The sequence below is a fragment of the Falsirhodobacter deserti genome (assembly GCF_004015795.1).
GTDB classification, from domain to species: Bacteria; Pseudomonadota; Alphaproteobacteria; order Rhodobacterales; family Rhodobacteraceae; genus Falsirhodobacter; species Falsirhodobacter deserti.
The window spans coordinates 214,953-234,298 of the sequence record NZ_ML137218.1 but is presented as its reverse complement, the minus strand read 5'-3'; the positions used below and the strand labels follow the sequence as shown (position 1 = coordinate 234,298).

Genomic DNA, 19,346 nt, shown 5'->3' with positions numbered 1-19,346 from the left:
CATGCGCTACGTGACCGACTACAAGCGCGCCAGGGGCCTCGGCTCGGCGCATTCTGGCGTGCACCATTACTGGAGCACGCAACTGAGCGCTGCCGCGCTGATCATCCTGATCCCGCTGTTCATGTTCACCTTCGGCTCTGCCCTCGGCTCGGGCTATGACGAAGTGCTTGCCTATTACTCCCGCCCCTTCCCGGCGGTTGTTGCGGGCCTGACGCTGGTGGTCAGCATGCTGCACTTCAAGAACGGCGCGATCGTCATGTTCGAGGATTACTCGAAGGCGTATGTCCGCCGCTCGCTGATCCTGCTGGCAACGGCCTTCAGCTACATCTGCATCGGGCTGGGCGTGTTCGCGCTGGTCAAGCTCGCGCTGTAAGGAAAGACAATGGCTGCTTACGAATACGAGACGCATGACTATGACGTCGTGGTGGTGGGGGCCGGCGGCGCGGGCCTTCGCGCCACGCTGGGCATGGCCGAACAAGGTCTGCGCACCGCTTGCGTGACCAAGGTTTTCCCGACCCGTTCGCATACCGTTGCCGCACAGGGTGGCATCGCGGCGTCGCTGTCGAACATGGGGCCGGACAACTGGCAGTGGCACATGTACGACACCGTGAAGGGGTCGGACTGGCTGGGCGATACGGATGCGATGGAATACCTCGCCCGTGAAGCGCCCAAGGCCGTGTACGAACTGGAACATTACGGCGTTCCGTTCAGCCGGACCGAAGAAGGCAAGATCTATCAGCGCCCCTTCGGCGGCCACACCACCGAATTCGGTGAAGGCCCGCCGGTGCAGCGCACCTGCGCCGCGGCCGACCGCACGGGCCACGCCATCCTGCACACGCTGTATGGCCAGTCGCTGAAGCACAACGCGGAATTCTATATCGAATATTTCGCGCTGGACCTGATCATGACGGACGGTCGCTGCACCGGTGTCGTGGCCTGGAAGCTTGATGACGGCACGATGCACGTCTTCAACGCCAAGATGGTCGTGCTGGCCACGGGCGGCTATGGCCGTGCCTACTTCTCCGCGACCTCGGCCCATACCTGCACCGGCGATGGTGGCGGCATGGTGGCCCGCGCAGGCCTGCCCCTTCAGGACATGGAATTCGTGCAATTCCACCCGACGGGCATCTATGGCTCGGGCTGCCTGATCACCGAAGGCGCACGCGGCGAAGGTGGCTACCTGACCAACTCGGAAGGGGAGCGGTTCATGGAACGCTATGCCCCGACCTACAAGGATCTGGCGTCGCGTGACGTGGTTTCGCGCTGCATGACGATGGAGATCCGCGAAGGCCGCGGCGTGGGTGAACACAAGGACCACATTCACCTGCACCTGAACCACCTGCCGCCGGAAACGCTGCACGAACGTCTGCCGGGAATTTCCGAATCCGCGCGCATCTTTGCCGGCGTGGACCTGACGAAAGAGCCGATCCCGGTTCTTCCGACCGTCCACTACAACATGGGCGGCATCCCCACCAACTATTGGGGCGAAGTGCTGAACCCGACCGCAGGCAATCCCGATGCGGTCTTCCCCGGCCTGATGGCCGTGGGCGAAGCTGGCTGCGCAAGCGTTCACGGGGCGAACCGCCTCGGCTCCAACTCGCTGATCGACCTTGTGGTGTTCGGTCGGGCTGCGGCCATCAAGGCGGCCGAGGTTGTGGACCCGAAACTGCGCAACGATCCCGTCAACCGTTCGGCAGTGGATGCGATCTTCGCGCGATTCGACCACTTCCGCTATGCCTCGGGCAGCATCCCGACCGCCGAACTGCGGCTGGAGATGCAGCGCACCATGCAGTCGGATGCGGCCGTGTTCCGGACCGACAAGACGCTGGCCGAAGGCGTGGACAAGATGAAGGCCATCGCGGCCAAGGTTACCGATCTGAAGGTGACCGACCGCAGCCTCGTCTGGAACTCCGACCTGATGGAAACGCTGGAACTGACGAACCTGATGCCGAACGCGCTGGCGACCGTTGTCGGGGCCGAGGCGCGCAAGGAATCCCGCGGTGCCCACGCACACGAGGATTATCCGAACCGCGACGACGAGAACTGGCGCAAGCACTCGCTGGCATGGGTCGAAGACACCGAGGTGCGGCTGGATTACCGCCCCGTGCATCTGGACCCGCTGACCAAGCAGGACGAAGGCGGCATCGATCTGAAGAAGATCGCGCCGAAGGCACGGGTCTATTGATGCGCTGGTCCGCCGTCACCATCTTGGCTTTGGCCGCCTGCTCTCCGCAGACGGTCGCCGACAACGTGGCGCGGCGGGCGGCCAAGTCGGTCGTGAATCCCGTGGTGGCGCAATACATGCCGTCCGGACAGGCCGAAGCGGCCTCGAACTGCATCATCGACAATGCGAATGCCGGCGAGATTTCAGTCCTTGCCCGTGATGTGGGAACCCGTGCGGGAACCACGACGGTGCAGACGGTCATGGGCATCGTATCGCGCCCGTCGACGATGCAGTGCCTGACCTCTCAGGGGCTGCCCGCGCTGGCGGGGATGACCTACTGATGCGGCGGGCGGGGCTTCTTCTGCTGGCGCTGGCGGCCTGTGGCCCCATCCCGCGCGAGGAGGCGGAGGCGGCCTGCTTCCGCCGTGCCGAACTGGCCGAACGTCCGCGCGGCCATGTCGAGATCGGCATGGGGTCGGGTGGCCATACCTATACCGGCGTGGAGATCAACGCATCGTCGGACTTTTTAATGAGACGCGATCCGGCAGCTGTTTACCAGACCTGCGTCTATCAGAAATCGGGCGAGATGCCCTCTCGTCCGCTCTACGAGCGCCCTGATTGGAGGGGATGACCAATGGCACAGTTCAGACTGCCGAAGAACTCGAAGATCCGCACCGGAAAGACATGGCCGAAGCCCGAAGGCGCGACCAACGTCCGCAAGTTCCAGATCTATCGCTGGAGCCCGGATGACGGTGAGAACCCGCGGGTCGACACCTACTTCCTGGACATGGACAAGTGCGGCCCGATGGTTCTGGACGCGCTGATCAAGATCAAGAACGATATCGACCCCACGCTGACCTTCCGCCGGTCCTGCCGCGAAGGCATCTGCGGATCCTGCGCGATGAACATCGACGGGATCAACACCCTCGCCTGCATCTATGGCCTGGACGAGATCAAGGGCGACGTGAAGATCTATCCGCTGCCGCACATGTCGGTGGTGAAGGACCTCATTCCCGACCTGACGCTGTTTTATGCCCAGCACGCCTCGATCATGCCGTGGCTGGAAACCAAGACGAACCGGCCCGCCAAGGAATGGCGCCAGTCGATCGAAGATCGCAAAAAGCTGGACGGCTTGTACGAGTGCGTGATGTGCGCCTCCTGCTCCACCGCCTGCCCCAGCTACTGGTGGAACTCCGATCGCTATCTGGGTCCGGCTGCGCTTTTGCACGCGTATCGCTGGATCATCGACAGCCGGGACGAAGCAACGGGCGAACGTCTGGACGAGTTGGAAGATCCGTTCAAGCTTTACCGCTGCCACACGATCATGAACTGCGCCAAGACCTGCCCCAAGGGTCTGAACCCGGCAAAGGCCATTTCCGAAATCAAGAAGATGATGGTCGACCGCGTTGTTTGATCCGCAGCCCTCGCTTCAGGGCGGGGGCTTGTTCCTTCGCCCGCTGACGGACGTCGATCGTGACGGTCTGATGCGGGCGGCGGCCAATCCTGCGACATGGGCCGGCCATCCCGCGCATGATCGCTGGAAGCCCGAGGTGTTCGGCCCCTACTTCGACTTCCTGCTTCCGCGAAAGTCGCTGGTTGTCGAAAAGAACAATACGATCATCGGCGCGTCCCGCTTCTATGAAACGCATGATGCGCCCGAAGATATCGCCATTGGCTTCACCTTCATAGACTGCGCCTACTGGGGCGGCACCACCAACAGCGTGATGAAGCGTTTGATGCTGGCCCATGCCTTCGAACATTTCGATCATGTATGGTTTCACATCGCACCCACGAACATCCGCTCGCAGAAGGCGGTGGCGAAGCTTGGCGCGCGGCACGATCACGACGCGGTGCTTGACCACGCAGGCAAGCCGGCCCTGTCGCAATGCTGGGTGCTGGGCCGCCTGTAACAGGCAGGGGCGGCAGAACCGCCCCGCCCTGCCGGATCAGACCAGCGTCGCGTCCAGCGTGATCTCGGTGTTCAGCAGCTTGGAAATCGGGCAGTTGGCCTTTGCATCGGCTGCGATGCTTTGGAACGCATCCTCGTCGATGCCCGGAACCTTCGCCGTCAGCGTCAGCACAGATTTCGTCACGGCAAAGCCTGCGCCTTCCTTGTCCAGCGTCACGGCAGCAGCCGTTTGCAGATCATCCGCCCGATGGCCGGCTTCCTCCAGCGCCTTCGAGAGCGCCATGGTGAAGCAGGAGGCATGTGCCGCAGCAATCAGCTCTTCCGGGTTGGAACCCTTTACGCCTTCGAAGCGCATGGCGAAACCATAGGGGTGGCCGTTCAGTGCGCCGCTCTCGGTCGAGATCGCGCCCTTGCCGTCTTTCAGGCCGCCCGACCACTTTGCCGAACCTTTTTTCACGATAGCCATGATCTTCTCCTCTGTAACGGGATACGGATCAGGCAACTAGCCCCGCCTGGCCCGGTTTCAATCGAAGAAGCCGGGACCGGCGCGGGACAGCAGCTCTCGCGCCAGATCCTTTCCCATGGCAGGGCCGTCCGCGACTGGGCCGCGCCGCTCGCCCATGAGCACCTCGCTGCCATCGGTGCGCAGGATCTCTCCGCGCAGCCACAGGCCTTCGGGCACTGCCACGGCCAGTGCGGCAATGGGCGTTTCGCAAGATCCGTCCAGCGTCGCAAGAAAGGCGCGTTCCGCCACGATCCGTTCGGCCGTGGGCTGATGGTGGATCGCCTCCAGCATCCGCGCGACACGTGCATCATCCAGCCGCCGTTCGATCCCGATCGCACCTTGCGCCACGGCGGGCAGCATATCCTCGGGCGCGATGGGCGCCTGCCCGACAGACAGGCCCATCCGGTTCAGCCCCGCCATCGCAAGGAAGGTGGCCTGCGCAACGCCTTCGGCCAGCTTGCGCATCCGCGTTTGCAGGTTTCCGCGGAATTCGACCACCTGAAGATCCGGCCGCCGCGCCAGAAGCTGCGCGCGCCGCCGCAGGCTGGAGGTGCCGACAACCGCGCCTTTCGGCAAATCGGCTATCCCGCCAAATCCCGGCGCGATGAAGGCATCGCGGACATCTTCCCGCGGCAGCCAAGTATCAAGGATCAGCCCGTCGGGCTGCGCCACCGGCATATCCTTCATCGAATGGACCGCGATGTCGATTGTGCCGTCCAGAAGCGCCTCTTCGATCTCTTTGGTGAACAGGCCCTTGCCGCCCAGTTCCCGCAAGGCACGGTCCTGAACACGGTCGCCCGTCGTCTTGATCGGAACGATGGCAAAGCAATCATCAGCCAGGCCAAAGGCTGCCATCAGCCGGTCGCGCGTTTCAAAAGCCTGCGCCAGCGCAAGGGGCGATCCGCGGGTGCCGATCTTCAGCGGTGCATCGGGGGTGGGCATGTGATCCATATGATCCATGTATCGGCTGCGGGCAGGGCTGGCAATCTTGACTCTGTCCGCCCGCCGCGACACGGAACGCGCAAAGGAGATCCGCAATGACCGACAAGCCCATCCTGCGCGCCCTGAAGGGCGAGGTTCTTCCCGTGCCCCCCGTCTGGATGATGCGGCAAGCCGGCCGGTATCTGCCGGAATATCGGGCCACGCGGGCGAAGGCGGGGGATTTCCTGTCGCTCTGCTATAATCCCGAACTGGCGGCCGAGGTGACGCTGCAACCGATCCGCCGCTATGGCTTCGATGCTGCGATCCTGTTCGCCGATATCCTGCTGGTTCCGCAGGCGCTTGGCCTTGATCTGCGCTTTGTGCAGGGCGAAGGACCGCGCCTGTCCACCATCACCGACATGGCGGGCGTTCAGGCGCTGCGCCCGGTGTCGGACATCCACGAAACCCTGTCGCCCATCTATGAAACCGTGCGGATACTGACGGCGGAGCTTCCGCGCGAAACCACCCTGATCGGCTTTGCAGGCGCCCCATGGACGGTGGCAACCTACATGGTCGCGGGCCGCGGAACCCCGGATCAGGGGCCGGCGCACCTGCTGAAGGATACTGATCGTCCAGCCTTCACGGCACTGATCGACCGGATCACCGCCGCCACCATCGAATACCTTGATGCGCAGGTGCGTGCAGGGGCCGAGGTGGTGAAGCTGTTCGACAGCTGGGCAGGATCGTTGAAGGGGCGGGATTTCGAAGATTTCGCCCTTTCACCGGCAAAGGCGATCATCGCCGAACTCAAACGTCGCCACCCCACCCTGCCGGTCATCGCCTTCCCGCGCGAAGCGAAAGAACGGTATGTCGGCTTTGCCGCCGCAGTGGGCGCGGATGCCGTGGCCGTGGACAATTCCGTAGACCCGGAATGGGCGGCAGCGCATGTGCAGGTTTCCGGCTGTGTGCAGGGCAACCTTGCCCCCCACCACCTGGTGGAGCCTGCGCGGCTGGAAGAGGAAACGCGCCGCATCGTCAGCGCGTTCTCGAAGGGCCCGCATATCTTCAACCTTGGTCACGGCATCACGCCGGATGCCGATCCCGACAATGTTCACCGCATGCTGGCGGCCATTCGGGGTTAAACCCCGATCGTGGCCTTCACTGCCCGCTGCCACAGGCCATAGCGGCGGGCGCGTTCGGGTTCTTCCATCACGGGGTCGAAGCGCCGGTCCAGATCCCAGCCGCGGGCGAAATCATCCATGCCGCCGCAGATGCCGGCCTTCATCCCTGCCAGCCACGCCACACCCAGCGCCGTGGTTTCGGTCACGCGCGGGCGGTCCACCGGCGCACCGATCATATCGGCCAGGAATTGCATCGCCCAGTCGGACCGTGCCATGCCGCCATCCACACGCAGCACATCCGGCGTACCGGACCAGTCGGCTCGCATCGCCTCCAGCAGGTCGCGCGTCTGGTAGCCGACACTTTCCAGCGCCGCACGGGCAAATTCGGCCGCTCCGGTGCCGCGCGTCAGGCCGAACAGGGCACCGCGGCTGTCAGGTTCCCACCACGGGGCGCCAAGGCCGGTGAAGGCAGGAACCAGCACGATTTCCTGCTGCGGATCGGCCTTTTCCGCCAGCGCCTGCGTTTCGGGAGCATCGCGGATGATGCCAAGCGAATCGCGCAGCCATTGAACCACGGCCCCCGCCACGAAGATGGAGCCTTCAAGCGCGTAACAGACCTGCCCATCCAGACGATAGGCAATGGTGGTCAGCAGGCGATGGCTGCTTTCGACCCGCTCCTCCCCCGTGTTCAGAAGCGCGAAGCAGCCCGTTCCATAGGTGGATTTCAGCATTCCGGGCTTGAAGCAGGCCTGCCCGATCGTGGCGGCCTGCTGGTCCCCCGCCACCCCAAGGATCGGTACGTCATAGCCCAGCAGCCCGGTCGTCCCGAACTCTGCCGCGTTGTCCAGAACCTCGGGCAGCAGCGACATGGGGATGTCCAGCATGGCGCAGATTTCGGCATCCCACTGGCCGGTGCCGATGTTGAAAAGCATCGTCCGGCAGGCATTGGTGACATCGGTCACATGCGCGCCGCCTGTCAGGTTCCAGATCAGGAAGCAATCGACCGTGCCAAAGGCAAGCTCCCCCCGCTCGGCCCGGGCGCGGGCATCCGGAACTTCGTCCAGCAGCCATTTCAGCTTGGTGGCGGAAAAGTAGGGGTCGATCAGCAGGCCCGTCGCCTTCGTGATCCGTTCCTCGAACCCCTCGCCATGCAGGTGTTCGCAAAAGCGGGCTGTCCGGCGGTCCTGCCACACGATTGCGTTTGCCAAAGGCTCGCCCGTGCGGCGATCCCACAGCACCACGGTTTCGCGCTGGTTGGTGATGCCGATGGCTGCGATGCGATGATCCTTCGCCGCCTCGCGCGCGGTGTCCTTCACGGTTTTCAGCAGATCGCGGGGATCATGCTCCACCCACCCCGAGCGGGGGAAGTGCTGCGGGAATTCGCGCTGGGAGACTGTCAGCGGGGAAAGCTTGTCGTTGAAAACAATCGCGCGCGTCGATGTGGTGCCCTGGTCGATCGCAAGAATGGTCATGCCGCCTCCCTCATGAAGCGGTCAAGTACCGCAATCTGTTCTGCCGTCAACCGCAACCCCAGTTTGGAGCGGCGCCAGACGACATCCTCGGCCGTGCGCGCGTATTCACGCGTCATCAGCCATCGAACCTCCGCCTCGGTCAACGTGGCGCCGAAGGTTCGGCCAAGATCATCCACGCTTGCCGCAGTGCCAAGAATTTTCTGTGCATCGGTGCCATAGGCACGGATCATCCGCGCGGCCCACTCTTCCGTCAGGAAGGGGTGGCCGCGGCGAAGATCCTCGCGCAGCCGGGCCACGTCACCTTGCGGAAAATCCCCCCCCGGAAGCGGGGCGCGGGCCGTCCAATCCCCCCTTGCCTGCGGAAAGAACGGCGACAGCTTTGCCAGCGCGGTTTCGGCCAGCCGGCGATAGGTGGTGATCTTGCCGCCGAACACGCTCAGGATCGGGGCGCCGCTTGTCTCAAGGCTAAGAACATATTCCCGTGTTGCCGCCTGCGCCGAGGATGCCCCGTCGTTGTAAAGCGGGCGCACGCCCGAATAGGTCCAGACCACCTGATCCCGCGTGACCGGCACCTTGAAATAGTTCGAGGCGAAGGCGCAAAGATAATCCTGCTCCTCGGGGGTGCAGACGGGATGGGCGGGATCGCCCTGATGGTCCTGATCGGTGGTGCCGATCAGGGTGAAGTCCTGCTCGTAGGGGATGGCGAAGATGATGCGGCCATCTTCGCCCTGAAAGAAGTAGGCGCGGTCGTGATCAAACAGTTTCGGCACCACGATATGGCTGCCGCGCACCAGCCGGATGCCTTCGCGCGTGACGACATGCGCCGTATCCTTCACCACCTTTTCCACCCACGGCCCGCCCGCATTGACCAGCGCGCGCGCATGGAAGGTTCCGGCAGCGGTTTCCACCCGCCAAAGATCCCCTTCGCGCCGCGCCTCGGTCACGCGGGTGCGGGTCAGGATGGTCGCGCCCTTTTCCTCGGCGTCACGGGCGTTCAGCACGACAAGGCGCGCATCCTCCACCCAGCAGTCGGAATATTCATAGGCGAAGGCGAAGCGGTCCTGAAGCGGCTTGCCCACGGGATCGGTCCGCAGGTCCAGCTTCTTTGTCGCGGGCAGTATCTTGCGCCCGCCAAGGCTGTCGTAAAGGAACAGACCCAGCCGGATCAGCCACGCCGGGCGCCGCCCCTTCATCCACGGCATCACCGTGGACAGCAGCTTTGACGTAGGCGTCTGGCTTTCGAAGCGCATATCGGGGCTGTAGGGCAGCACGAAGCGCATCGGCCAGCTGATATGCGGCATCGCCACCAACAGGGTTTCCCGCTCCCTCAGCGACTCGCGCACCAGATGGAACTCGAAATACTCAAGATATCGAAGCCCCCCGTGGAACAGCTTGGTCGAGGCCGAGGATGTTGCCTGCGCCAGGTCGCCCTGTTCGGCAAGGATCACCTTCAGCCCCCGCCCCGCCGCGTCACGGGCGATCCCGGTGCCGTTCACGCCGCCACCGATGATGAAAATATCTGCCGGTTCCATGCATTGCCTTCCCTGTGACCCGCGAAAGCTAGCGCAACCATTCTTGTGCGACAACATCGTGATGGGATTGGCAAAGGCGTGGGCGCGGGGCAAAGTGACGCCATGGACCAGACCGCGCCCGATCTTGCAATCATCGAATCCCTCGCCCTTGAGGTGGTGGAGGCATTGCCCGCCCGATGGCAGGCCGCCCGTTCCGTCATCGTTGTGGTGGAGGACTGGCCGTCCGACGATCTTCTGGACGAGATGGAGATCGAAAACCCGTACGAGCTGACGGGCCTTTACGAAGGCGTGCCGCTGACGCAGAAATCCGTGATGGACCAACCCGTGGGGCCGGACATCATCCGGCTGTTCCGCCGCCCCATCCTGGATGAGTGGGCCGATCGCGGCAACGTTTCACTGAGGGAGCTTGTGGGCCATGTGATGGTGCACGAACTTGCCCATCACTTCGGCTGGTCGGATGATGACATCGCCGCCATAGACCCGTGGTGGGAATAGCCTACTTCTCGCGAAACAGCAGGAGGACGACCATGACCATGACACGTCGCACGGCACTGACCGCAGGGGCGGCGTTGCCGCTTGCCTCGCTGGTGCCCGTCACCGTTTCTGCCCAGACATCCGAGGCAACTGACATGCCGCTTCACCACAGCTTCATGCTTGGCAACATGCGCATAACGGTGCTGCTTGCAGGCCAGTCGCCGATGCAGGATCCCCACGGCACCTTTGGCCTGAACGCCTCGGACGAGGAGTTCAGGGAGCTTTCGGAAGAGAACTTCATTCCCGCCGACCGCGCACTGGGCAATTACTGCCCCGTGGTCGTTGAAACCGGCAATGCAGTGATCCTGTTCGACACCGGCATGAACCCCGATGGTTTGAAGGCGGCATTGGCCAGCGCGGGAATGGGGCCGGAAACGATCCGCACCGTCGTCATCACCCACATGCATGGCGATCACATCGGCGGGCTTTCGGCCGATGGCAAGCTGACCTTCCCCGATGCCGATCTGGTCACCGGCCGCGCCGAGATGGAGCATTGGTCCAATGCGGGCGGCGAAACCTTCGAGGCGAAGGTCCGTCCCTTCGAGGACCGGTTCCGCCTGCTGGAGGATGGCGAGGAAGTGATCCCCGGCGTCACGGCGATGCTGGCCGCGGGGCACACCCCCGGCCACATGACGTTCATGCTGAATGAAGATGGCGGCCAGCGCCTGCTGCTGGCGGCCGATACCGCAAACCACTATGTCTGGTCGCTTGCGCGCCCCGACTGGGAAGTCCGCTTCGACATGGACAAGGAAGCCGCCAGCCAGACACGCCGAAGGGTGCTTGAAATGCTGGCCGAGGAGCGGCTGCCCTTTATCGGCTATCACATGCCCTTCCCCTCCGTCGGCTATGTTGCGCAGACGGAGGACGGCTTCCGCTTCATGCCGGCGACCTATCAGTTCAAGCTGACCGAAGCGGAGTAACCTGTTAGCGTTCCGCCTCCTTTTCCCAAAGCCCTGTCAGGGCGCGGGAAAGGAGGTTCGGGATGCGTGGGCGGCGGGCGGTATGGAAGGGCATCGGGCGGCTCAGCTCCATCGCTGCCACGCCGATGCGGGCTGTCAGGGCGGCGTTGATCATGCCCTCGCCGAACCGGCGCGACACGCGCGACAAAAGCCCGCCGCCAACCGCCGAATGCACCAGGTCATCCGTCACCGCCAAGGCCCCGGTGGCAACAAGATAGCTGAACACGCGGCTCATCAGTTTCAGGCTGCCTGCGGTGCCGGACCGGCCGCCATAGATTTCGGCGATGCGGCGCACCATGCGCAGGTTGGCAAACAGCGCCGTCGCCACATCGACCAGCGCCAGCGGCACCAGCGCGGTCGCGATGGCGACCTGCCGCGACGCGCGCTCGATCTCTCGCCGGGCGTATTGATCCAGCGGGGCCAGAAGCTCCGCCTCCGTCATGTCCAGCAGGGCATCGGCGTCAAAGGTTTCATCCTGACGTTCGCGCAGACGCGCCACGGCCTGCGGGTGGTGCGGCGCATAGATGCCCGCGATGCCGTTGCTGGCGCTGCGGGCGGCCTTCACATCGGCGTGGGCGCGGGCATCCTCCACCGCGAGGCGCAGATGGTCCAGCCGCGCCAGCCGCAGATAGGCCAGCGCCTCGCGCCCCGCCAGCAGCACCGCCGCAAGAATCGCCATCCCGATCAGAACAAAAGCCACCAGCCCCAGAACGGTGTTCCTGTCCAGCAGCGTGGTGGTGAAGTCATAAGCGGCAACCGACAGGATGAACCCGCCTGCCGCGCCGAAAGCCCAAAGAGCAAACCGCCACAAGAGCGAGGGTTTTCTGGCGCCGACACGGATGGCCGTGGCCAGCCCTCCATCGGACTCCTCCGGCACGGGGGCGGCAAGGGCGGGATCGGCGGCCTCCTCCCACTCCATCACGACGGGTTTCTTCATAGGCGATCTCCGATCAGGAACTGCGCCGCGCGGTCAAGGCGGATATGGGGCGGCCCTTCGCCGGGACGCAGGGCGCTGCGGGCAGGTGCGAATCCCATGAGCGAGAAATCTGCATCCAGCCACTTCTCCGCCCCCTCCCGCGCAGGGGACAGAAGGCGGGCGGGATCGGCGGGAAGCTCGCCCGGATACATCGCGACGTGGCGGTTGTCGGGCAGGCGGCCGCGCACGGCTTCCAGCACCTCGCCCTGGCGCGTGATTTCTTCTTCGACCGTGGCCCGCAAGCTGGCCAGCGACATGGCTTCCGTCCGCGCCCCGGCAAAGGCGGCCCGGTCGCGGGCATCGCGCAGCAGCGCCTCCATGATGGCGGTCAGGCGGGGGTGCTGGGTATGGTGGACGTGATCTGCCTTGGTGGCCGCGAACAGGATGCGTTCCACCCGCTTGCCCAGCAGGATCTGGCTGAGAAAGCTGTTCGCGCCGGGGCGGAAGGCCGTCAGGATGTCGGCCATGGTGCGGCGCAGATCCTCCAGCGCCTGCGGGCCGTCATGGATCGCGGAAAGGGCATCCACCAGCACCACCTGACGATCGATCCGGCTGAAATGGTTGCGAAAGAACGGGCGGACGACCTTGTCCTTGTACCCTTCAAACCGCCGCGCCATTTCATGCCAAAGGCTGCCGCGCCCCGCTTGGGATGGCTTCGGCAGCGGCGCAAAGGTCAACACGGGGGAGCCTGCCAGATCCCCCGGCAGCAGGAATCGCCCCGGCGTGCAGTCGGAAAAGCCGTCCTTGCGTGCCATGTTCAGGTAATTGGTGAAGCTGGCCGCAAGGGCCTGCGCGCGCCCTTCGTCCAGCGGAAGCGACCCGTCCTCGGCCCGTGCGGTGGACAGAAAATCCTGCGCCTGCGGCCGGCGGGAAATGCGGGCAAATGTGGCGTCCGACCATTCCTCATAGCTTCGATCCAGCAGCGCCAGGTCCAGCAGCCATTCGCCGGGGTAATCGATGATGTCCAGATGAACCGTCTGCATTCCTTGCAGCCCGCTGAACATCCCAAGGGGCCGCACGCGGAATGACAGCCGCAACTCTGACACGCTGCGGGTGGATTCGGGCCAGCGAGGATCATCGCCCGTCAGCGCGGCAAGATGGTTCTCGAACTCGAACCGCGGCAGGGTGATGTCGGGCTGGGGTTGCAGCCAGACGCTTTCGATCCGCCCGTCGGACTGCGCCTTGAGCTGGGGCATCCGTCCCCGATCCAGCAGGTTGGCAACCAGCCCCGTGATGAACACCGTCTTGCCCGCACGCGAAAGGCCTGTCACGCCCAGCCTGATCACCGGATCGCCGAACAGCCCCCCAACGCTGGCAACGGTTCCAAGGGCGCTGCGGGTCACGGTGTCGGTCAGGGTCGATAGGGCCACGGCATCCTCCGGTTATCGTTTCCATGTAGGCCCGTGCGCCACGCTTGTGTAGGGCGCGCGCGCCGTGATACCGGACGCACATGCCCAGATATGCGCTTAAGATCGATTATGACGGTGGCCCGTTCAATGGCTGGCAGCGGCAGGCGCAAGGCCAGCCTTCGGTTCAGGGCGCGGTCGAGGATGCGCTGGCAAGGCTGGAACCCGGCCCCCATACCATCGCCGCAGCAGGACGCACCGATACCGGCGTGCATGGCACCGGACAGGTGGCCCATTGCGACCTTTCAAAGCCATGGGACCCGTTCCGCTTGTCAGAGGCGCTGAACTTTCACCTCAAGCCCCTGCCCGTTGCGATCACCGCCTGCGCAGCGGTGCCGGATGATTTCCATGCGCGCTTTTCGGCGGTGGAGCGGCGATACCTGTTCCGCCTGATTGCCCGCCGCGCGCCGCTGACCCATGACCGGGGGCTGGCATGGCAGGTGGCGCACCGGCTGGATGCGCAGGCCATGTGCGAAGGCGCGGCCCATCTGGTGGGGCATCACGACTTCACGACCTTCCGCTCCACGATGTGCCAGGCGAAATCGCCCGTCAAAACCATAGACGAGATCACGCTGGAGGAGATCCCGCTGGAGGCCGGCATCGAATACCGCTTCCGCCTGCGCGCCCGCAGCTTCCTGCACAACCAGGTGCGGTCCATCGTGGGCACGCTTGAACGCGTGGGTGCGGGCGCATGGCACCCCCACCGGGTGAAGGCCGCGCTTGAGGCGCGCGACCGCGCAGCCTGCGGGCCTGTTTGCCCGCCGCAGGGGCTGTATTTGACAGGGGTTGGCTATCCCCTCGATCCGTTCCAAGGTTGATCCTCTGAACGGAGGAGAGACCATGCCGCAGGCTGACCTGTATTTCACGACCGACCACAAGCTGGAGGGCGTGCTGCCCGAGATCGAACGCACCATTGCCACCTTCGACGGTGCCGCGGGCCAGTGCAAGGGCCGCGCCCATCCGGTGGCGGACCACCATCACAGCCATGTGCTGCTGCGCCTGTCGATGCTGCCGAAACCGCATCGCGACGATGCCTATGCCGCGGAACTGGGAAAGAAGCTGGCCGAGGTGGTCCGCCCGCACGTGACGGCGCCCTCCGCCGTGGCGGTGAACATCAGCTTCGATCTGGTGCACTATACCGCCATCAAGGTGGAGTGAGGGGCGGCTTGCCGCCCCCATCCCTTATTTGTGGTCATCCGCGAAGATGTCCTTCTTGTGGGTGTTGTTGGGCACGAAGATCATGCCGATCACGATGGTCATCACCGCGATGGTGATCGCGTACCACAACCCCGCATAGATGTTGCCCGTTTGCGCCGAAATGGCGAAGGCCGTGGCGGGCAACAGCCCCCCGAACCAGCCGTTGCCGATGTGATATGGCAGCGACAGACCGGAATACCGGATGCGCGTGGGGAACAGTTCCACCAGCGCAGCCGCGATGGGCCCGTAAACCATCGTCACCAGAATGATCAGCCATGTCAGGATCAGGACCAGCGTCAGTTTCTGCCCGGTGAAGATGTCGAAGAAATGGTCGGCCTTCGCCACCGTTTCGTTCTGCCCGCCGAGGGGATAGCCTGCCTCGGCCAGCGCGCCGTTCAGTTCTGCCTCGAAGCGGGCTTTTTCGGCTGCCAGCGCCTCGCCCGAAAGGGCGCCCGCGTCATAGGCCGCGATCTGCGTATCCCCCACCGAGATGGTCGCAGGCGTGCCTGCCGCGCCTTCCGCGCTTTGGTAATTCACCGAAGCCCGCGCCAGCGCCGCCTTGGCGATATCGCAGGATGAGGTGAACTTCGCCGTGCCCGTCGGGTTGAACTGGAACGAACAGCCGTCGGGCGCATGCGTCACCGTCACCGGCACCATCTGCGCGGCATGAAGCGCAGGGTTGGCAATATGGGTGATGCCCTTGAACACGGGGAAATAGGTCAGCGCCGCCAGCAGGCAGCCCGCAAGGATGATCGGCTTGCGACCGATGCGATCAGACAGTCCGCCAAAGAACAGGAACCCGCCGGTGCCAAGGATCAGCGCCCATGCGATGAAGACGTTGGCGCTGAAGCTGTCGATCTTCACAACGTTCTGCACGAAGAACAGCGCATAGAACTGGCCCGAATACCAGACCACCGCCTGCCCTGCCGTCAGGCCGAACAGGGCGATCAGGGCGATGCGGCCGTTCTTCCAGTTGCCGAACGCTTCGCGCATCGGGGCCTTGGACGTCCGCCCCTCTTCCTTCATCTTCTTGAAGGCCGGGCTTTCTTCCATCTGCAGGCGGATATACAGCGAAATGCCCAGCAGGATGATGGAACCAAGGAACGGGATCCGCCAGCCCCAGGCATTGAATGCACTGATCATCGCCGGGGTGCCATCCGCCGCCAGCACCGGGTTGCCCGACAGGTCCAGCACCGGCACCATCGGATAGTTGGCGTTGACATAGCTTTGTACGATCAGGATCACGATCAGCGACAGCAGCAGCCCAAGCGTCGCCGTCGTCTGGATGAACGCGGTGTAATAGCCGCGGCGATTGGCGGGCGCATGTTCGGCCACATAGACTGCCGCGCCGCCATATTCGCCGCCCAGCGCCAACCCTTGCAGCATCCGAAGCACGATCAGGATGACCGGTGCCGCGATGCCCCAGGCGGCATATCCTGGCAGAAGGCCGACGATGAAGGTCGATGCGCCCATGATCAGGATGGTCATCAGGAACGTGTATTTCCGCCCCACCAGATCGCCCAGCGATCCGAAGACCAGCGCCCCGAAAGGCCGCACCAGAAAGCCCGCCGCAAAGGCCAGCAACGCGAACACGTTGCGTGTGGCTTCGGGGAACGCGGTGAAGAACTGCGCCCCGATGATCGCGGCAAGCGATCCGTAAAGATAGAAGTCATACCATTCGAAGATCGTGCCGGCCGAAGAGGCCAGGATGACCTTCTTCTCCTCACGTGTCATGGGACGCGACCGCGCCTGCGCCCCATTCATGACATCCGCCATGTTGTAACCTCCCCTGAAACGGGACAGCCGGCCACGCTTGAAGCGGGGTCCCGCTGCGCCCTCCCTCTCCTCCGTGCTGCGCGCATGATGCGCGCAGCATTCCCTTCACGGACGGCGGGGCCCTCCCAAGCCCCGGAACCCGCCCGTCACATACCGCCGGAGCGGCCCTTGCGGATGACAGGTTCCACCATCCGCACCAGATCGCGGCTGACTGCCGCGATATCCTGCATGGCGTCCAGACGCATCAGGACGCCCGTTTGTTCGTAATGCCCGATCAGCGGGGCGGTCTGCTGGCGATAGGTTGCCAGCCGGGCCCGTGCCGTTTCGGCATTGTCATCCGCGCGGCGGGTGAAGTCGGTCCCGCCGCAGATATCGCAGGTGCCGGCCATCTTCGCCGGCTTCAGCGTTTCATGATACCCCTCGCCGCAGGTGGCGCAGGTGAAGCGGCCGGCAACGCGTGCCACCATCGTTTCGTCATCCACCTCCATGCTGACCACGGCACCGACGCACTGGCCGCGCAGGGCCAGCAGATCGTCCAGCGCCTCGGCCTGCGCAAGGGTGCGCGGAAACCCGTCAAGGATAACGCCGCGCCCCGTATCGGGTTGGGACATGCGTTCGGCCAGAACCCCAAGCACGATTTCGTCCGAAACGAGGCCGCCCGCCTCCATCACCGCCTTTGCGGCTTTGCCTGCCGGCGTGCCGGCCTTGACCGCCGCACGCAGCATATCGCCGGTGGAAAGCTGGATCAGGCCGAAGGCCCGTTCCAGCGCGCGCGACTGCGTACCCTTGCCGGCGCCGGGGGGGCCAAGCAGGATCAGGACAGCGGTTTGTGTGCAGGATGGCGCGTTCATGTCCCGCTCCGGTTCTGGCGGTTTTCGATCAGGTCATCGACCACTGCGGGATCGGCAAGGGTGGACGTGTCGCCAAGGCTTCCGAAGTCATCCTCGGCGATCTTGCGCAGGATGCGGCGCATGATCTTGCCCGAACGGGTTTTGGGCAGACCGGGCGCCCATTGCAGGAAATCGGGCGTGGCGATCGGCCCGATCTCCGAACGGACCCATTTCACCAAATCGGCACGAAGCGCATCCGACGGTGCGACCCCGTTCATCAGCGTGACATAGGCATAGATGCCCTGCCCCTTGATGTCATGGGGTACGCCAACCACCGCCGCCTCGGCCACGTCGGGATGGGCGACAAGGGCCGATTCCACCTCGGCAGTGCCCATTCGGTGACCGGACACGTTCAGCACGTCATCCACGCGGCCCGTGATCCAGTAGTAGCCGTCGGCATCCCGGCGGCAGCCGTCACCCGTGAAGTAGGTGCCCTTGTACTGGCTGAAATATGCCTCCTCGAATCGTTCGTGATCTTCCCACAGGGTGCGCATCTGGCCGGGCCAACTGTCGGCGATGGCAAGAACACCCTCTGCCGCGCCCGAAAGCTCCTCGCCCGAGGTGGGGTCCAGCACCACCGGCTTCACGCCGAAGAAGGGCTTGGTTGCCGATCCCGGCTTTGTTGGGATCGCGCCCGGCAGCGGCGTGATCATGTGCCCCCCGGTTTCCGTCTGCCAGAACGTGTCGACGATCGGGCATTTACCCTTGCCGACATGCTGGTCGAACCAGTTCCACGCCTCGGGGTTGATCGGTTCTCCTACCGAGCCGAGGACGCGCAGCGAGGACAGATCGTATTTCGCCGGCCATTCTTCACCCTGCGCCATCAGGGCGCGGATGGCCGTGGGCGCAGTATAGAACTGGTTGACCTTGTGCTTCTGAACAATGTCCCAGAACCGTCCGGCATCGGGAAAGTTGGGCGTGCCTTCGAACATCACGGTCGTCGCGCCGTTCGCAAGGGGGCCGTAAACGATATAGCTGTGGCCCGTGACCCAGCCGACATCCGCCGTGCACCAGTACACGTCGCCATCGTGGTAATCGAAGACGAACCGGTGCGTCATCGCCGAATACAGAAGATACCCGCCGGTGCTGTGCACGACGCCCTTCGGGCGGCCAGTGGAACCGGAGGTATAGAGGATGAACAAAGGATCCTCGGCCCCCATCGGGCGAGGCGGACATTCCGGCGCGACGGTTTCCATCAGCGCCTTCACATCGACATCACGGCCGTCGATCCACGTGATCTGATCGCCCGTATGCTTCACAACAAGGCAACGCACCTTTTCCGAACACCGAAGCAGTGCGGCATCGGTGTTGGATTTCAGCGCGGTGCGCTTGCCGCCGCGCGGGGCGGTATCGGCGGTGATGACCAGCTTGGCCTGGCAGTCGTTGATGCGGTTGGCGAGCGAATCGGGCGAAAAGCCGGCGAACACCACCGAGTGGATCGCCCCGATGCGCGCACAGGCCAGCATGGCATAAGCCGCTTCGGGGATCATCGGCAGATAGATCACCACGCGGTCGCCCCGCATGACGCCCTGGCTCAGCAGGACGTTGGCGAAGCGATTCACCTTTTCGGCCAGCTGGGCGTATGTGATGTGTTGTGCGGGACTGTCCGGATCATCCGGTTCCCAGATGATTGCCGTCTGGTCGGCCCGTTTTTCAAGGTGACGGTCGATGCAATTGACCGACGCGTTCAGCACCCCATCCTCGAACCAGCGGATGGAAACCTGGCCATGCGTCAGGTCCGTGTTCTTCACGCGCGTGAAGGGGGTGATCCAGTCGAGGCTTTGCCCCTCCCGCCCCCAGAACCCTTCGGGGTCCGAAATTGATTCGGCATACATGCGGTCGTAATCTTCGGCCTTTACATGCGCATGGGCCACAATATCGGCAGCGGGGGCACGAACCCCGCGGGCTTGATCCAGCATCGGCAATCCTCCTTCGGCGGGACTGCGGGCTTCCTCCTCCCGTTCGTCCCGAGGTTGATGCTAGC

At 64.2% G+C, this 19,346-nt stretch carries 20 protein-coding genes; 11 read left to right on the top strand and 9 right to left on the bottom strand.

The window, feature by feature from the left end; all coding sequences use genetic code 11:
- Position 1 precedes the first annotated feature (1 nt).
- The 6 genes from sdhD to JX25_RS01145 are packed head-to-tail and all read left to right on the top strand — an operon-like array spanning position 2 to position 4,074.
- Complete coding sequence (sdhD, locus tag JX25_RS01170) at positions 2–373, top strand: succinate dehydrogenase, hydrophobic membrane anchor protein (RefSeq protein WP_128253303.1); 372 nt, start codon at positions 2–4, stop codon at positions 371–373.
- A gap of 9 nt (positions 374–382) precedes the next feature.
- A complete protein-coding gene (sdhA, locus tag JX25_RS01165; RefSeq protein ID WP_128253302.1) occupies positions 383–2,185 on the top strand; it encodes a succinate dehydrogenase flavoprotein subunit in 1,803 nt (600 codons plus the stop codon).
- Positions 2,185–2,505 carry a hypothetical protein gene (locus JX25_RS01160; RefSeq protein ID WP_128253301.1) on the top strand — a complete coding sequence of 107 codons (321 nt, stop codon included), beginning with the start codon at positions 2,185–2,187 and terminating at the stop codon, positions 2,503–2,505. The genes sdhA and JX25_RS01160 overlap by 1 nt, the downstream gene beginning before the upstream one ends.
- Positions 2,505–2,795: a hypothetical protein gene (locus JX25_RS01155; RefSeq protein ID WP_128253300.1), complete on the top strand. Its 291-nt coding sequence runs from the start codon at positions 2,505–2,507 to the stop codon at positions 2,793–2,795. Before JX25_RS01160 ends, JX25_RS01155 begins: the two co-directional genes overlap by 1 nt.
- A gap of 3 nt (positions 2,796–2,798) precedes the next feature.
- On the top strand, positions 2,799–3,578 hold the full coding sequence (locus JX25_RS01150; protein WP_128253299.1) for a succinate dehydrogenase iron-sulfur subunit: 780 nt from the start codon (positions 2,799–2,801) through the stop codon (positions 3,576–3,578).
- A 28-nt stretch (positions 3,579–3,606) separates the two neighbouring features.
- Positions 3,607–4,074: a GNAT family N-acetyltransferase gene (locus JX25_RS01145; protein ID WP_128253298.1), complete on the top strand. Its 468-nt coding sequence runs from the start codon at positions 3,607–3,609 to the stop codon at positions 4,072–4,074.
- Positions 4,075–4,110: 36 nt separating this feature from the next.
- Here JX25_RS01145 and JX25_RS01140 read toward each other — a convergent pair whose 3' ends face one another.
- The gene (locus tag JX25_RS01140; RefSeq protein ID WP_128253297.1) at positions 4,111–4,539 is read right to left on the bottom strand and encodes an OsmC family protein; all 429 of its coding nucleotides are present in this window, start codon (positions 4,537–4,539) and stop codon (positions 4,111–4,113) included.
- A gap of 57 nt (positions 4,540–4,596) precedes the next feature.
- Complete coding sequence (hemC, locus tag JX25_RS01135) at positions 4,597–5,520, bottom strand: hydroxymethylbilane synthase (protein ID WP_128253296.1); 924 nt, start codon at positions 5,518–5,520, stop codon at positions 4,597–4,599.
- A 95-nt stretch (positions 5,521–5,615) separates the two neighbouring features.
- On the opposite strand from hemC, the gene hemE reads away from it, so the two are divergent.
- Positions 5,616–6,641, top strand: coding sequence for a uroporphyrinogen decarboxylase (gene hemE, locus JX25_RS01130; protein WP_128253295.1), 1,026 nt, complete (start codon positions 5,616–5,618; stop codon positions 6,639–6,641).
- Here the strand turns inward: hemE and glpK are convergent.
- Both glpK and glpD read right to left on the bottom strand, forming a co-directional pair.
- Complete coding sequence (gene glpK / locus JX25_RS01125; RefSeq protein ID WP_128253294.1) at positions 6,638–8,092, bottom strand: glycerol kinase GlpK; 1,455 nt, start codon at positions 8,090–8,092, stop codon at positions 6,638–6,640. The genes hemE and glpK overlap by 4 nt on opposite strands.
- A complete protein-coding gene (gene glpD / locus JX25_RS01120; protein WP_128253293.1) occupies positions 8,089–9,624 on the bottom strand; it encodes a glycerol-3-phosphate dehydrogenase in 1,536 nt (511 codons plus the stop codon). Before glpD ends, glpK begins: the two co-directional genes overlap by 4 nt.
- A gap of 102 nt (positions 9,625–9,726) precedes the next feature.
- On the opposite strand from glpD, the gene JX25_RS01115 reads away from it, so the two are divergent.
- Together JX25_RS01115 and JX25_RS01110 are read left to right on the top strand one after the other, a co-directional pair.
- On the top strand, positions 9,727–10,119 hold the full coding sequence (locus JX25_RS01115; protein ID WP_128253292.1) for a metallopeptidase family protein: 393 nt from the start codon (positions 9,727–9,729) through the stop codon (positions 10,117–10,119).
- Positions 10,120–10,151: 32 nt separating this feature from the next.
- Positions 10,152–11,078 (top strand): MBL fold metallo-hydrolase, encoded by a 927-nt coding sequence (locus JX25_RS01110; protein ID WP_128253291.1) that lies wholly within the window; start codon positions 10,152–10,154, stop codon positions 11,076–11,078.
- Positions 11,079–11,082: 4 nt separating this feature from the next.
- Here JX25_RS01110 and JX25_RS01105 read toward each other — a convergent pair whose 3' ends face one another.
- On the bottom strand, positions 11,083–12,054 hold the full coding sequence (locus JX25_RS01105; RefSeq protein ID WP_128253290.1) for a YcjF family protein: 972 nt from the start codon (positions 12,052–12,054) through the stop codon (positions 11,083–11,085).
- Positions 12,051–13,463: a YcjX family GTP-binding protein gene (locus JX25_RS01100; protein WP_128253289.1), complete on the bottom strand. Its 1,413-nt coding sequence runs from the start codon at positions 13,461–13,463 to the stop codon at positions 12,051–12,053. The genes JX25_RS01105 and JX25_RS01100 overlap by 4 nt, the downstream gene beginning before the upstream one ends.
- Before the next feature lie 80 nt (positions 13,464–13,543).
- On the opposite strand from JX25_RS01100, the gene truA reads away from it, so the two are divergent.
- Complete coding sequence (gene truA / locus JX25_RS01095) at positions 13,544–14,317, top strand: tRNA pseudouridine(38-40) synthase TruA (RefSeq protein ID WP_128253288.1); 774 nt, start codon at positions 13,544–13,546, stop codon at positions 14,315–14,317.
- A 22-nt stretch (positions 14,318–14,339) separates the two neighbouring features.
- A complete protein-coding gene (locus JX25_RS01090; protein ID WP_128253287.1) occupies positions 14,340–14,657 on the top strand; it encodes a hypothetical protein in 318 nt (105 codons plus the stop codon).
- Positions 14,658–14,681: 24 nt separating this feature from the next.
- On the opposite strand, the gene JX25_RS01085 is transcribed toward JX25_RS01090, so the two are convergent.
- The 3 genes from JX25_RS01085 to acs all read right to left on the bottom strand — a co-directional run bounded on the left by JX25_RS01085 (position 14,682) and on the right by acs (position 19,281).
- Positions 14,682–16,472 (bottom strand): MFS transporter, encoded by a 1,791-nt coding sequence (locus JX25_RS01085; RefSeq protein WP_206611503.1) that lies wholly within the window; start codon positions 16,470–16,472, stop codon positions 14,682–14,684.
- A 146-nt stretch (positions 16,473–16,618) separates the two neighbouring features.
- Positions 16,619–17,323, bottom strand: coding sequence for an adenylate kinase (locus tag JX25_RS01080; RefSeq protein WP_128253286.1), 705 nt, complete (start codon positions 17,321–17,323; stop codon positions 16,619–16,621).
- On the bottom strand, positions 17,320–19,281 hold the full coding sequence (gene acs / locus JX25_RS01075; protein ID WP_128253285.1) for an acetate--CoA ligase: 1,962 nt from the start codon (positions 19,279–19,281) through the stop codon (positions 17,320–17,322). The genes JX25_RS01080 and acs overlap by 4 nt, the downstream gene beginning before the upstream one ends.
- Positions 19,282–19,346: the final 65 nt, after the last annotated feature.

Coding starts and splice junctions, on each gene's coding strand:
- JX25_RS01140 (WP_128253297.1), bottom strand. CDS start 4,539: ATGGCTATCGTGAAAAAAGGTTCGGCAAAGTGGTCGGGCGGCCTGAAA.
- JX25_RS01155 (WP_128253300.1), top strand. CDS start 2,505: ATGCGGCGGGCGGGGCTTCTTCTGCTGGCGCTGGCGGCCTGTGGCCCC.
- hemE (WP_128253295.1), top strand. CDS start 5,616: ATGACCGACAAGCCCATCCTGCGCGCCCTGAAGGGCGAGGTTCTTCCC.
- acs (WP_128253285.1), bottom strand. CDS start 19,281: ATGCTGGATCAAGCCCGCGGGGTTCGTGCCCCCGCTGCCGATATTGTG.
- glpK (WP_128253294.1), bottom strand. CDS start 8,092: ATGACCATTCTTGCGATCGACCAGGGCACCACATCGACGCGCGCGATT.
- JX25_RS01080 (WP_128253286.1), bottom strand. CDS start 17,323: ATGAACGCGCCATCCTGCACACAAACCGCTGTCCTGATCCTGCTTGGC.
- hemC (WP_128253296.1), bottom strand. CDS start 5,520: ATGCCCACCCCCGATGCACCGCTGAAGATCGGCACCCGCGGATCGCCC.
- JX25_RS01110 (WP_128253291.1), top strand. CDS start 10,152: ATGACCATGACACGTCGCACGGCACTGACCGCAGGGGCGGCGTTGCCG.
- JX25_RS01160 (WP_128253301.1), top strand. CDS start 2,185: ATGCGCTGGTCCGCCGTCACCATCTTGGCTTTGGCCGCCTGCTCTCCG.
- JX25_RS01090 (WP_128253287.1), top strand. CDS start 14,340: ATGCCGCAGGCTGACCTGTATTTCACGACCGACCACAAGCTGGAGGGC.
- sdhD (WP_128253303.1), top strand. CDS start 2: ATGCGCTACGTGACCGACTACAAGCGCGCCAGGGGCCTCGGCTCGGCG.
- JX25_RS01115 (WP_128253292.1), top strand. CDS start 9,727: ATGGACCAGACCGCGCCCGATCTTGCAATCATCGAATCCCTCGCCCTT.
- truA (WP_128253288.1), top strand. CDS start 13,544: ATGCCCAGATATGCGCTTAAGATCGATTATGACGGTGGCCCGTTCAAT.
- JX25_RS01150 (WP_128253299.1), top strand. CDS start 2,799: ATGGCACAGTTCAGACTGCCGAAGAACTCGAAGATCCGCACCGGAAAG.
- glpD (WP_128253293.1), bottom strand. CDS start 9,624: ATGGAACCGGCAGATATTTTCATCATCGGTGGCGGCGTGAACGGCACC.
- sdhA (WP_128253302.1), top strand. CDS start 383: ATGGCTGCTTACGAATACGAGACGCATGACTATGACGTCGTGGTGGTG.
- JX25_RS01085 (WP_206611503.1), bottom strand. CDS start 16,472: ATGGCGGATGTCATGAATGGGGCGCAGGCGCGGTCGCGTCCCATGACA.
- JX25_RS01105 (WP_128253290.1), bottom strand. CDS start 12,054: ATGAAGAAACCCGTCGTGATGGAGTGGGAGGAGGCCGCCGATCCCGCC.